Below are 13066 nucleotides of genomic sequence, written 5' to 3' on the forward strand. Positions count from 1 at the left end.
GCCCGACTCCTGTGGTCAGGGCAAGGCAAAGCCGCGGTTGTAACACCGCGGCTTTGCAGGCCAGACAATCCAGGCGGCGTGGGAAGAAGAAGCCGCAGGATTCTCGCCCGGCTTACCGTGTCTTCACCCGGAAGCCGACGCGGAAGGCGCGGCCCAGCAGGTCGGAATAGGTCGGGTTCGCCGCCAGCCCGGTCTCCGGCAGCAACAGCGGATCGGCGTCGAACACGTTGGTGACGTTGAAGAAAATCTCGCCGTCGCCATCGCCCGCAATGTCCATCTTCGCGGTCAGGTTGAAGTCGACGTAGAACGTGCCTTTGACATGGTTGTTGTCATAGGTCGGGTGCTGGGTGGTCGAGAGCGGGCAGCCGGTGGTGCACTCGATCCCGCCGGAGTCGTACCGTCCCGCGCTCACCCCGCGCGCCACTGCCGTCGCGGAGAAGGACCGCGAGTCATAGGTCGCGTTGAAGCGGTAGAGCCATTTCGGCGTGCTCGCCTGGCCGCCGTTCACGCCGACGGTGTTGACCGGATCGACTCCCTTGATGCCCTGATCGATGATGTTGTCGATGTAGCGGGTCGCAACGCCGCGCAGCGTGAAGCTGTCGCCGTTGCGGATCGGGATACGGTACGAGGCGTCGAAATCGATACCGCGGACGAGCTGGCTTGCGAAGTTGAACGGCTGGGCGCGCAACAGGATACGCGAAGTGCTGTTCGGATCCGGCGTTATCGCCGCGCAGTAGGCCGCCACACCCTCGAAGCAGCGATTGATGATTTCCTGCGCGCTGAGCGTGCCGATCGTATCCTTCATCTTGATCCGGAAATAATCGACCGAGACATTGAAGCCCGGCAGGAATGTCGGCGAGAAGACCGCGCCGATATTCCAGGAGTCTGCCTTTTCCGGCTTTAGGTTCGGGTTGCCGACCGCGGTCGCCGAATAGGAGATGCTGGTCCCGTAAGTGGCGTTCCCCGGCCCGACGCCCGGGAAGAACGGATTGGACACGGCGTCGCTGTTCGACGACCCAGCCTGGTAAAGCTCGGCCAGGTTGGGCGCGCGGATGTCGCGCGAGCGAGTCACGCGGAACCGCACATCGTCGATCGGCTGCCAGGTCGCGCCGGCCTTCCACGTGGTCACATAGCCCGACGTCGAATAGTCGGTGGCGCGCACCGCGCCGTTGAACTCGAGGCCGAGGCCCAATGGCACGACCGTTTCGAGATAGGCTTCCTTGACGTTGTAACTGCCGTTCGAAGGCAGAAAGTTGCCGACCGACCACAGGTTGGTCGTGGTGATTCCGCCAGTCGGGTTCGCCGTCACGATCGGCTGATATTGCTGGGGAACAAAGCCCTTGATCTTCTCCTCGCGATATTCGCCGCCCAGCGCCACGCTGACATCGCCGGCCCAGGTGGCGAACGGCGTCAGCGATAGGTTGGCGCCCACCACTTTCTGGGTCACCGTTTCGTCGCGATAGGGATCGCCGAGCGCGTAGGCGATCGCCGCCGGATTGGCGACGCCGATGCCCAGGCGGTTGAGCGGCACGCAGGCCGGGTCGTTGTTGGTCGGGTCCGCGTCGGCGTTGACCCGGCAGACGATCGGGCTGGAGGTGTTGCCCGGCACCGAGAAGACGGCGTCGACCGCTCTCGACATCCGCTGGAACTGCATGATGTTGCGCAGTTGCTCGCGCAGGTCGGCCTTGCCGTACTGCCCGTAAATACCCCAGTGCGCCGGCTTGCCGAACGCGGTGAACGCGCCCTCGGCGCCGACGACATAACGCTGCACCTCGCGCCGGTTGTTCGACGCGCGGAACGGAAGGTCGACCGCCGTGGTGCCGATCCCGACCGCCGTGATGCCGGTAAGCTGCGTGGGGCCAAGTGCTTGAATCAAATACGCATTATCGCCCGCCAGGGTGCAAAGCCCGTTGGCGCCCGCAACGCCCACATTGGCCCGGCTCGCGCTGCCGCATGACGAAAGGTTCGGCCCCGCGTTGAAAAACACTTCCTGCCGGTTGAACGACCCCTCGGCGAATATTTCCACGTTGTTCGCAACTTCGTAGCTCAACCGGCCATACACGCCGTAGCGATCGTCCCGGGGATCAAGACCGATGCGGCGCCCGGAATCGTTGACTTGCCAGTCGCCGCCCTGCGTCAGCGACGGCGCGGACGCCCCGGTCGGCGACGGGAAGGTCAGCGCGCCATATTGGAACTGGTTCAGCGCGCCGCCTTGCCCGAAATAGATGCCGCGCAGCCGGTTGGCGGTGCCGCCCGAGGAGTAGAGGATCAGGCCGCCCGGCGTCGAGTTCGCCGCGCCGACCTGCCGGCGGATCAGGAAGCGCGGCGTGGTGCTGGTCGCCGTCCAGTTCGGGTCCTGGATGCGCACAAAGCCGGTCGCGTTCCAGGCACGGTCGACTTTCAGGATGCCATCGGCATGCGCCACTTCGCCGCTCAGCGTGATATGGCCCCGCCCATCGCCGAACGACGTGCCGCCGGTGACGTTGATCGAATAATTGAAACCGTCGCCGCGGCTGGTGATGCCGGTGTCGGCCGAAACCTTCAGCCCCTCATACTTCTTGTTCAGTACGAAGTTGACGACGCCCGCGACGGCGTCCGAGCCATAAGCGGCCGAGGCGCCGCCCGTCACGATTTCCACGCGCTCCACGAGCGACTGCGGAATGGTGTTGACGTCGACCAGCCCGGTGATCGTCGATGCGACCGAACGGCGCCCGTCGATCAGCACGAGGGTGCGGGTCTCGCCTAGGTTGCGCAGATTGAGCGCGTTGATGCCGGCCTGTCCGCTGCTGAGGTTGAGGCGCGAGTTGGCCGGCCGCGTCGATCCGGCGAGCGCAGGCAGCTCGTTCACGAAATCGGCGATGTTGTTGGTCGGCGACGAGTTCTCGATATCGACTCTGCTCATCACGGTGAGCGGCGTCGGCGCCTGGAAGCCGTCGCGGACGACGCGCGTGCCGGTGACGACGATGTCTTCCGATTTCTCCTCCGCGGCGCGCGCGGTCTGCGCCGATGCCGCGCTGGCCATCATCACGGCGCAAGCAGCCCCTGAAAGGAGAATCCTTTTCAGCGAGATATAAGCCGACATTTCAATGCTTCCCCTTTGGCACGCCCCTGCAATATTTAAGCAACAAGGGGCTCTAGGGAGCGCCATAGTATTTGTTCGCTCACGTATAACCTGCGGCCATTTCCTGTGGAAAACGCGTGCTTTGCGGAGGTCGCGAGGCAGCAGGGCCGTTGACGGATCGATTTACCCGGTCGAGCCTGCGCCGGTGATCGAGAAGCTATCCGATGTCCACCGCGGCTGAGGCGGTATTGCCTTCGCCCCCGGCGGATCGGCGCGGGATCGGGCTCGCCGCGCTTTATCTGCTGCTCGGCTTCTGCGCCGGCCTGCCGTTCTACATGTTCAACACGGTCCTGCTGCTGCGGCTGGCGCGGCACGGCGTGGATATCGTCACCACCGGCTATTTCGCCTGGGTCGCGCTGCTACCGACGTTCAAATTCGCCTGGGCGCCGCTGCTCGACCGCTATCTCGTTCCGGGCTTCGGCCCTTACTGGGGCAAGCGCCGCGGCTGGATCATGCTCGCGCAGCTCGGCATTTTCGTCTCAATGGCGGCGATGGCGTTCACCTCGTCGGACAGGAGCCTGCCCGTCACTGCGCTGTTCGCGGTTCTGCTCGCCTTCTGGACGACGACGCTGGAGATCGCGGCCGACGCCTGGCGCATCGAGCTCGCGCCGACTGCCGAGCAGCAGGGTCCGATCGTCGCCGCCAATCTATGGGGCTATCGCAGCGCGATGGTCGCAGCCGGCAGCGGCGCAATCTTTGTCGCCGCCAAGGCCGACTGGACCGTGGCCTATCTAGTGATCGCCGCGGCCGCGTTCCTTCCCTTCCCCATTCTCGCGGCGATGCGGCCCGAAGCCGGGCGGGTCGGCGGACGGACCCTTGCATTGACGGCCGGCCTCGTCGCCAGCCTGATCGCGCTCGCCGCGACCACTGCGATCGTCGCGGCGGCCGGCTGGGTCCTACTCGCCGCCATCGGGTCTATCGGGCTCTCGGACCCGAAGGTGATGAGCTATTGGGTGTTCGCGGTGGCGCTGCTGCCGTTCATCGCCTTGGGCGTCGCCGTACCCTGGATCCGCAAGTTGCCGCCAGGCGCGCCGCTGCTCACTACATCGGCGTTCGCGCCGTATATCAACGTGGCGTGGCGCTTCGGGCTGACCGTCATTCCGATCCTGCTGTTCGTCTCGGTATATCGGATGGGCGACGTGATGGCACTGACGCTGTCGCATCCCCTGTTCAACGCCCTCGGCTATGGGCTTGAGCAGATCAGCGTCGCCGATGGCGTCGTCGCGCTCTTGTCGAGCATGCTTGGCGTCGCCCTGGGCGGCTGGCTGGCGGCCAAGGCGCCGATGGGCTGGGCGCTCGCGGTCGGCGCGATCATGTCGGCGCTCAGCAACTGGATCTTCGCCTGGCTGGCTTATCAGTCTCCCGGCGGGCCGGTGCTGTTCTCGCTGGCCGGGCTGCCGGTGACCACCGGCGATCTCGACCTCTACGTCGCCATGGCGATCGACCAGTTCGGCCATGGCTTCGAAGGCGCGGTGTTCGTCGTCTATCTCTCGATGCTGGTGAACCCGCGCTATCCCGGCGCGCAATATGCGCTGCTTTCGGGCCTCGCCTTCCTGCTTCCGCGGCTGCTCGCTGGCCTTTCCGGCGTGTTCCAGAAGGCCATCGGCTATGACGGCTTCTTCCTGATGGCGGGCGCGATGAGCCTCGGCGCGCTCATATTTCTCCCCTTCATCCTGCGCGCAAACCCGCGCGCTGACGACGCAGCATGATCGAAGCCGCGTTCGCTCCGGCAGCCGAAGCGGTCGCGTCGGGCCGAATCCCTGGCGCGACGCTGGGTCTGGTTGCGACCGATGGACGACGCTGGATCAAACATGCCGGCATGGCTGCTCTGGTACCCGAGCCTGAGCCGCTGACCATCGACCATTGGTTCGACCTGGCCTCGGTCTCCAAAGTCATCGCGACCACGACGATGATCCTGTCGCTGGCGGACCAGGGCCGCGTCGAACTCGACCGGCCGCTCACCGATGCGATCCCCGACTTGCGACAGTACGACGTGGCCGGCGCGCTCGAACGCAAGCTGACGTTCCGCGACTGCCTGGCGCACCGCACGCACCTGCCCGCAGTCGAGCCGATCTACACCTATGGCGACGATCCGGGCCGGTTGCGCGCCTTCGTGCTGCAACGCGAATGGCGTGCCGGACCGCCGGTCTATTCCGACATCAACTTCATCCTGCTCGGCATCGCCATCGAGCGGATCACGGGCAAGCCCCTTTCGGATTGGCCGCTCGGCCCAGGCCTGAGCTTCGGCCAGCCGCCGGGGCCAGCGGTCGCGACCGAAGCGTGCTCCTGGCGCGGCCGCGTGATGAAGGGCGAAGTGCATGACGAGAACGCCTTCGCGCTGGGCGGGGCGCCCGGCCATGCCGGACTGTTCGGCACGGTCGCCGGCGTGCTCGATTTCGCCCGCGGCCTGCTCGACGGAACCGGCGCATCGCCCACGATGCTGAACGCGATCCGCACGCCGGTCCACGGCCATCGCACCTGCGGCTGGGAACGGCGCTTCGAGGGGTGGCCCGGCGGCGACGCCTGCTCGCACGAAACGATCGGCCACACCGGATTTACCGGAACGGGGCTCTGGATCGATTTCGATCGCGGTGTCGCGTGGACCCTGCTCACCAACCGCGTCCACCCGACGCGGCATCGCGATAGCCGTATTATGGAGCTCAGACGGGCAACCGGCGACGCGATCGTCGAGGCGTGGGACGCGCGCTAGTTCTCGCTCGCGACCAACTCCAGCGCGGCATCCATCGCCTTTGTCGCGCTGGCTTCCGACGGAACATCGTTGGCGAACGCGGAAAAGGTCAGCGTTTGGCCGCTCTTGGCGGTGAAATAGCCTGACAGCGCGTTGCTCGCGTTGAGCGTGCCGGTCTTCGCGGTCAGCTTGCCTTCCAGCGCAGTTCCCTTGAAGCGGTTGCGCAGCGTCCCGTCCACGCCGCCAATGGGAAGCGTGGTGCGCCACGCCGCGCCCCAGGGCTGAGCCGCGATCCATCGCAGGAACGTCACGACCGCGCGCGGCGCCAGGCGGTTATAGGTCGACATGCCCGAGCCGTCCGAGAAGTCAAAGCCGGCCCGCGGCACGCCGGCGCGGGCGAGCATTGCCTTCACCGCGGCCTCGCCATCCTCGATAGACCCGCTCCCATCGATCAGCCCCAGGCGTCGCAGGAACAGTTCGGCATGCAGGTTCTGGCTGACCTTGTTGGTGTGCGTCAGGTCCTCGATCAAAGGCGGCGGCACAAGCCGCGCGAGGGCCTCTGGCTGCGGCGGCCGGGCTAATGGCGTCGCACCGCGCAGCTTCGGATCGTCGGACGGCATGAACGGGCGATGGCGCGTCTGGATGGCGCCCGAAACCTTCACGCCGCGCGCTTCCAGCAAGGCCTTCAGCCGCCACGCCGCATAGTGCGCGGGATCGTCGACACCCAAGCGAAAGTCTTCCGGCTTCGCGTCCCGGGCGATAGCCCCCGTCAGGCGAACCGTCCGCTGACCGGGGAGCCGCGCGACGTTCAGCTCGGTCTTGCCCGCCGCGACCGTCACTGCCCGGTTCTCGATCGTGTAGTAGGCAAGCGCCAGATCGATCCGCGGCTGAGCGCCGACGGCGCCGGGGATCACCTGCAGCGCAATCTCATTGTCGTCGAGCGTGAGCGCCGAGATCGCGGTGCCGGAGGATGTCGGGATGTTGTTCCAGCTCATCCCCGGGCTCCAGCGTTGGTCCGGGAACAGGCTGTCGTCGCCCACGACATCGAGCACCTGCCGGGTTCGTGCGGCAACCGCGTCGGCAAGTGTCGCGAGACAATCGGTCGTGCAGTCTGCAGCGCTCGACAGGCGCGCGTCGCCATAGCCGGTCAGGATCACATCGGATGCGCCGCGCCCGGCCTTTTCCAGCCGCACCGCCGCTCCGCCCGTCGCGTCCGGCTGGTCCAATCCCGTCACCAAGGCGAACGTCGCGGCTGTCGGGAACATCTTCGTGTTGGAAGCGGGAATGAAGCGGTTGTCGGGCGCGACGGCGACCAGCTCGCGGCCGTCCGCCGTCGCCACCACCAGGCCGAAGCGCGTGCCGGGCCCGGCTTCGGCAAGGACGGCCTCGACGCGTTGCTGGAGGGAGTCCTTCGCGCTAGCCGGCTGCGCGAGCCCCAAAATCGCGACAAGCAAAGCCACGCAGCGGACCGAGATCTGTTGCATGCCCCCAACTCCCCTCAAGCGGTCGCCCGCGCTCGATAGACCGCCTCGTCCAGCTCGCCTTCCCAGCGCGCCACCGTCGTCGCGACGGTCAGGTTGGCGCTGGCGCTGGGCACGGTGCGCGTCATGTCGAGCAGGCGGTCGAACGGCAGCACGAAGCCGACCACCAGCGCCGTCTGCTCCGGCGCAACGCCGACCGCCGACAGCACGGCCGCCAGCATGAACAGCGACGCCGACGGCACCGGCGCCGTCCCGAAAGCCGCGAGCGCGCCGGTCAGCAGCACGAGGCCATAGACGGCAGGCGTCAGCTCGACGCCGAACGCCTGCAGGCTGAACATGCTCAGCAGGCCGACATACATTGCGGTGCCGTCCTTCCCGATGCTCGCTCCCAGCGGCAGCGTCGTCGAATAGACCGGGCGGCTGATGCCGAGATTCTTCTCGGCCACCCGCATCGCCACTGGAAGCGTGGCCGAGCTGGACGCGGTCGAGAAGGCCACGACCAGCGCGTCGATGATGCCGCGAAAGAAAGGGAGGAGCGGCAGGTGGGCGAGCAGGCGCAGGATCAAGCTGTGCACCACCACGATCTGCACTGCCGAGCCGAGCACCACCGCCAGCGCCAGCCAGCCGACGTGGACAAACACGGCCGCGCCGTTCGCCGCCACGGCATTGGCGATCAGCGCGAAGACACCGAACGGCGTCGCCTCCATGACGACGCCCACGATCCGCAGCAGCACGGCCGAGGCGGACTGGAGGAAGTCGGCGAAAGGCTTGCCGCCCTCGCCCGCCAGCAGCGTGCCCACGCCGGTCAGGATCGCGACGAAGATCAGCGCGAGCATGTCGCCCTTGGCGAGCGCGTCGAAGATGTTGAGCGGCACGATGCCGATCAACTGGTCATAGGGCGTGACCGCCGGCCCGAGCGCATGCGGCGCGGCGGTGCCCAGCGGCGCGCCTTCGCCGGGGCGGATCAGCGCCGCCACCGCCATGCCGACCGAAACGGCGATCGCCGTGGTGAGCGCGAACAACCCGATGGTGCGGCCGCCCAGCCCGCCGATCCGCTTCGGATCGCCCAGCGCGGTGATGCCCGCCGCGATCGTCACCAGCACGATCGGCGCGACCAGCATCCGGATCGCGCGGACGAACAAGTCACCCAGGAATGCGACCGCCGGCGCCGCTTGCGGCCAGACGATCGCGAACACCAGGCCGAGCACCAGCGCGCCCAGCACGCGCTTCCATAAGGGAATCGCGAACCAGCCCGTGAGCAGGCCCATCAGCAACTGCCCGGCCGGGGCGTCTTCTTGAGCGCACGCCCGGCGGCGACGCCGGTCAGCTTGCCTCGATCGACCGCAACTGCGCCGTTGACCACCACCGTTTGCACGCCCCGGGCGAGCAGCGCCGGCTCCTCATAGGTCGCGCGCTCGGCATAGTGTTTGGGATCGAATATCACGATGTCGGCGAAGGCGCCGCGCTTCAGCCGGCCGCGGCCGGTGAGCCCGACCGTGTCGGCGGTCAGCGCCGTGCTGCGCTCGATGAAATCGTGCAGGCTGATCGTCTTTCTCTCGACGACATAGCGGGCGTATTTCCGCGCGAAGCTGCCATAGCTCCTCGGATGGCCGGTCGAAGCGTCGGAGCCGGTCATCACCCAGGGCTGGCGCATGAACGCCTCGATATCGGCCTCGGTCTGGTTGAACGAGGCCACCGCGGGATCGTGTTTGCGGATCACCGTGATGGCGGCGGCGATGGCGTCGGTACCCTGCGCCTTGGCGATCGCATCCAGCCGCTGGCCACGAAACTCGCCCTCGGTCACCAGCAGCGCATTCGCGCCGCCGCGCCTGCGCAGGTTATCGACCATGTCGGCGCGCAGCCGGTCCTTTAGCGCCGGGTCGTCGAAGCGCGCGAGCAACGCCTTCCGCCCGCCATCCTGCGCCCAACGCGGGATCAGCGAGGCGACCAGGCTCGTGCCCGATGCGGACCAGGGATATTGGTCGGCGGTCACGTCCTGCCCGGCGCGGCGCGCGGCTTCCACCTTGGCGATGATCGCGGGCGCCTGGCCCTGCACGTCGACGCCCAGTGCCTTGATGTGCGAGATATGGACCGGAACATGGCCCAGCCGCCCGACCGCGATTGCTTCCTCGATCGCGCCGGCAAGCCCGATATTGTAGCTCGACTCGTCCCGGATATGGCTGTCGTAATAGCCGCCGCGCCGTCCCGCTTCGGCCGCTAGCGCCGCCACTTCCTCCGTCTTGGAAAAGCTTTGCGGGGCATAGAAAAGCCCGGTCGAAAAGCCGATCGCGCCCTGGCACATCGCGCCCGCGACCATCTTCTTCATCCGCGTAAGCTCGGCGTCGGTCGGCGCACGATCCGCCTCGCCGACAACGGCCCCGCGGACGGCGCCGAAGCCGACATGAGCGGCATAGTTGATGCCGATCTGCTTATGTCCGAACACTGCCGCCATGTCCGGCGATCCGCCGCCGTCATTGCCGACCACCGCCGTCGTCACGCCTTGCATCAGAAAGCCCGGCACCAGCCGCGCCTGCGCGTCCTTGGACGCAAGCTGATCTTCCACATGGGTGTGCGGATCGATGAACCCCGGCGCGACGATCATTCCTTTGGCGTCGATCACGCGCGCCGCGCGCAGCGTCAGATGCGGCCCGACCGCGACGATGCGGTTCCCGGCAACCGCCACGTCGCCGGTGAACGGCGCGTCGGTGCCGGGATAGACCGTGCCGCCGCGGATCAGCAGATCGACACGCTGCGCAGGCGCGGCGCCCACGCCGCATGCGGAAATCGCGCAGAGCAGCGCCAGTCGAAATCTGTTCACACCGTCCCCCAAAAGCCCGGCTCCGGAGGCGTCAGCAGCCCCCCTTCGTCCCGGACGCCGCCCGGATAATCTTCCTTCAGCCACACCGGGCCGTCGAGATCAACGAAGTCCGACATGCGCGCGATGTGCAGCGCCGGCGCGATCGAGAGCGAGGAGCTGACCATGCAGCCCGTCATCAGGCCCAGCCCCGCCCAGCGCGCGGCATGGGCAAGCTCCAGCGCGGCAGTCAGCCCTCCGGATTTGTCGAGCTTGACGTTCACCACCTGATAGCGCCCCCCGACCCGCCACAGGTCGGTCGCGACATGCACCGCTTCGTCGGCGCATATCGGCACCAACGGCTTGAAGCTCTCCAGCCAGTCGTCCGCGTCGGCGGGGATCGGCTGTTCGAGCAGCGCGACCTCCGCGGCCTTCAGCACCGGCTGCATCGCCTCGACGAGCGTCTGGTCCCAGCTTTCATTGGGATCCACGATCAGCGCGGCCTTTGGCGCGGCGGCGCGGACCGCACGAATCTGGGCGGCCGGGTCGTTGGCATCCACCTTCACTTTCAGCAAAGGTGCGTGCGCAACCTCGGCGGCGGCCCGTGCCATGGCCTCCGGCGCATCGATGACGATCGTCAGCGCGCTCGCCAGCCGTTCGGGCTCGGACGCGCCGATCATCGACGCTACGCTTTCGCCGGACAGCCGCGCTTCCAGGTCCCACAATGCGCAGTCGATCGCGTTACGGGCCGCGCCGGCGGGGAGCTGAGCGAGCAGCGCGCGCCTGTCGCCGCCATTCTCGATGAAGTCCCGTGCCGCCTCAATCTGGGCGAGCGCGCTCTCGATGCTCTCGCCGTAACGGGCATAGGGAACACCCTCCCCGCGCCCGACGACATCCCCTTCGCCGATAGCCACCGTCACGACATCCGCCGCGGTCTTGACGCCGCGGGAGATGCGGAACGGCCGCGTCAGTGCGAAGCGGTCGTGGCGAGCGCTGAGGGTTCGACGCATAGCAATCTGTCGATAATGGCTTCCGCGCCGTGGGCGACCGGATCGGTGCAAGGCAATCCCAGCTCGTCCTCGATCTGCCCGCAAAGGCGAAGCGCTTCCGGCCCGTCCATTCGGGACGTGTTGACGCATACGCCGACGGCGCGGACATCGGGGTTGGTCACGCGCGCGGCTTCCAGATTGCGCTCCAGCGTTTCGGCGAGGCCCGGCGTCGGGCGGCCGGGTATGCCGCGCATGTGCGCGCGCCCGGGCTCGTCGCAGAGCACCAGCGCCTCCGGCTGCGCGCCGTGCAGCAGACCCAGGGAAACGCCGGCGAAGGATGGGTGGAACAGCGATCCCTGACCTTCGATCAAATCCCAGCCGCCATCGTGCCGCGCCGGAGCCAGCCGCTCGATCGCGCCCGAGATGAAATCGGCGACCACCGCATCGACCGGCACGCCCTCGCCTGCGATCAGGATGCCGGTCTGCCCGGTCGCGCGGAAATCGGCGGTGACGCCCCGCGCCCGCAGCGCTTTCGTCAGCGCCAGCGTCGAATACATCTTGCCGACCGAGCAGTCGGTACCGACGGTCAGCAATCGGTGGCCGGCGCGCGGATAGCCCTTGCCGACGGTCAGGTCCGCCGGCGGGTCGCGCACGTCGAACAATTGCAGCCCCCGCTCGGCCGCCATTTGCACCAGCCGCGGCTCGTTCCGCAGCCGCTCGTGCAGCCCGGCCGCGACATTCATCCCGACCTCGAGCGCTGCCGCCGCATCCGCGACGAGATCGGCTCCGAGCCGGCCGCCGGCGCTGGCGATGCCGAGCACCATCGTCCGCGCGCCGGCCGCGGCGGCCTGCGCCATGCGCATCCGCGGCAGGCCGAGCGTCAACGGGCAGTCGTCATGACGGAATTCGCCGACGCAGTCGTCGCGGCGAAACTCGGCCAATCCGCGCGAGGTCTTGATCGCAACGGAATCGTCGCTGTGACCAAGATAGAGGAGAAAAGGGCCTGGGATCATCGCGCACAGCCGTATCGCGCGCGATCGGAAGCCGCCGCATAGCGAGTGCGGCGCTCGGCATAGCCTGCCGTTATAGTTCGTCGATCACGCCGGCCAATGTGTTCAGGAAGCCGCAGGCGAGCGCGCCGGGCGGGCGGTTGATCAGGAACATCGCCTGGATGTCGAAGGTCAGCCGGGGCTTCAGCGGGCGCATCGACAGGCCGGGCGCCATCCAGGCCTGCGCCGTAAAGTTGTCGACCACCGTCATGCCCACACCTTGCCGAACCAGCGCGCATGCAATGTAGAAAGTCCGTGCCGAGACGACTTCGTTCAGCTCCAGATCGCGACGCTGAAGCTCCTGGCTGAACAGTGCGCCGATCGGACCGCTCGCGGCCAGGCTGATGAACGGCTTTCCGCGCAAAACGTCGAGCTCCAGAGACGGCGGCGCATCGGGCATATCCTCTTCCCGATACAGCAGCACCAGCTCGCCCTCGCCCAGCCAGCGGTTGCCGATCGGCGTCGACGGCGGCACCTGATAGGCGATCGCGACGTCCGTCTCGCGCTCGTAGAGCTTCCTCAGCAGATCGTCGTGATGGACGGTCTGCAGATCGAACCTGACATTCTCGTGATTGCGCATGAACCGCGCCACGGCCGTCGGCAGCGCGCTCAACGCCAGCGACGGCAATGCAGAGATGCGCAGCACGCCGCCCACGCCCCGCTTCAGGTTACGTCCCGCCTCGCGCAACGCGTACACGCGATCCTGTATCTCGCTGACGTCCGCGAACAGCACATGCGCATCTTCGGTGGGCACGAGCCCGCCATTGGTGCGCTGGAACAGGTTGAAGCCAAGCAGCGATTCCGCGTGGCGCAGCATCTTCGACACGGAAGGCTGCGACACGTTCAGCGCACGTGCCGCGGCACTGACCGAGCCATTCACATAGACTGCGTGGAAGATTTCGATGTGACGCAGGTTCATCCGGGTCGGGCTTACAGGGTCGGC

Annotated in this window: 9 protein-coding genes; 2 read left to right on the plus strand and 7 right to left on the minus strand. The window is 67.2% G+C overall.

Annotated features, from left to right (window positions below; translation table 11 throughout):
* Positions 1-112: 112 nt before the first annotated feature.
* The gene (locus tag ACFSCW_RS10700) at positions 113-3022 is read right to left on the minus strand and encodes a TonB-dependent receptor plug domain-containing protein (RefSeq protein ID WP_380889054.1); all 2910 of its coding nucleotides are present in this window, start codon (positions 3020-3022) and stop codon (positions 113-115) included.
* 263 nt (positions 3023-3285) lie between these two features.
* Between ACFSCW_RS10700 and ACFSCW_RS10705 the strand changes: the two genes are divergently transcribed.
* Together ACFSCW_RS10705 and ACFSCW_RS10710 are read left to right on the plus strand one after the other, a co-directional pair.
* Positions 3286-4830 (plus strand): MFS transporter, encoded by a 1545-nt coding sequence (locus ACFSCW_RS10705; protein WP_380889055.1) that lies wholly within the window; start codon positions 3286-3288, stop codon positions 4828-4830.
* Positions 4827-5831: a serine hydrolase domain-containing protein gene (locus ACFSCW_RS10710; protein WP_380889057.1), complete on the plus strand. Its 1005-nt coding sequence runs from the start codon at positions 4827-4829 to the stop codon at positions 5829-5831. The genes ACFSCW_RS10705 and ACFSCW_RS10710 overlap by 4 nt, the downstream gene beginning before the upstream one ends.
* On the opposite strand, the gene dacB is transcribed toward ACFSCW_RS10710, so the two are convergent.
* From dacB to ACFSCW_RS10740, 6 genes are all read right to left on the minus strand, one after another.
* Positions 5828-7294 carry a D-alanyl-D-alanine carboxypeptidase/D-alanyl-D-alanine endopeptidase gene (gene dacB / locus ACFSCW_RS10715; protein WP_380889059.1) on the minus strand — a complete coding sequence of 489 codons (1467 nt, stop codon included), beginning with the start codon at positions 7292-7294 and terminating at the stop codon, positions 5828-5830. The genes ACFSCW_RS10710 and dacB overlap by 4 nt on opposite strands.
* Before the next feature lie 14 nt (positions 7295-7308).
* Positions 7309-8559 (minus strand): dicarboxylate/amino acid:cation symporter, encoded by a 1251-nt coding sequence (locus ACFSCW_RS10720; RefSeq protein ID WP_380889061.1) that lies wholly within the window; start codon positions 8557-8559, stop codon positions 7309-7311.
* A complete protein-coding gene (locus ACFSCW_RS10725; RefSeq protein WP_380889062.1) occupies positions 8559-10109 on the minus strand; it encodes an N-acyl-D-amino-acid deacylase family protein in 1551 nt (516 codons plus the stop codon). Before ACFSCW_RS10725 ends, ACFSCW_RS10720 begins: the two co-directional genes overlap by 1 nt.
* Positions 10106-11095: an N-acetyl-D-Glu racemase DgcA gene (gene dgcA / locus ACFSCW_RS10730; protein ID WP_380889063.1), complete on the minus strand. Its 990-nt coding sequence runs from the start codon at positions 11093-11095 to the stop codon at positions 10106-10108. Before dgcA ends, ACFSCW_RS10725 begins: the two co-directional genes overlap by 4 nt.
* A complete protein-coding gene (gene dgcN / locus ACFSCW_RS10735) occupies positions 11053-12087 on the minus strand; it encodes an N-acetyltransferase DgcN (protein ID WP_380889064.1) in 1035 nt (344 codons plus the stop codon). The genes dgcA and dgcN overlap by 43 nt, the downstream gene beginning before the upstream one ends.
* Before the next feature lie 70 nt (positions 12088-12157).
* Complete coding sequence (locus ACFSCW_RS10740) at positions 12158-13042, minus strand: LysR family transcriptional regulator (RefSeq protein WP_380889066.1); 885 nt, start codon at positions 13040-13042, stop codon at positions 12158-12160.
* Positions 13043-13066 lie beyond the last annotated feature (24 nt).

It is taken from the genome of Sphingomonas tabacisoli (assembly GCF_042678385.1).
GTDB classification, from domain to species: domain Bacteria; phylum Pseudomonadota; class Alphaproteobacteria; order Sphingomonadales; family Sphingomonadaceae; genus Sphingomonas_B; species Sphingomonas_B tabacisoli.

Coding starts and splice junctions, on each gene's coding strand:
- ACFSCW_RS10710 (WP_380889057.1), top strand. CDS start 4,827: ATGATCGAAGCCGCGTTCGCTCCGGCAGCCGAAGCGGTCGCGTCGGGC.
- dgcA (WP_380889063.1), bottom strand. CDS start 11,095: ATGCGTCGAACCCTCAGCGCTCGCCACGACCGCTTCGCACTGACGCGG.
- dacB (WP_380889059.1), bottom strand. CDS start 7,294: ATGCAACAGATCTCGGTCCGCTGCGTGGCTTTGCTTGTCGCGATTTTG.
- ACFSCW_RS10740 (WP_380889066.1), bottom strand. CDS start 13,042: ATGAACCTGCGTCACATCGAAATCTTCCACGCAGTCTATGTGAATGGC.
- ACFSCW_RS10705 (WP_380889055.1), top strand. CDS start 3,286: ATGTCCACCGCGGCTGAGGCGGTATTGCCTTCGCCCCCGGCGGATCGG.
- ACFSCW_RS10700 (WP_380889054.1), bottom strand. CDS start 3,022: ATGGCCAGCGCGGCATCGGCGCAGACCGCGCGCGCCGCGGAGGAGAAA.
- ACFSCW_RS10720 (WP_380889061.1), bottom strand. CDS start 8,559: ATGGGCCTGCTCACGGGCTGGTTCGCGATTCCCTTATGGAAGCGCGTG.
- dgcN (WP_380889064.1), bottom strand. CDS start 12,087: ATGATCCCAGGCCCTTTTCTCCTCTATCTTGGTCACAGCGACGATTCC.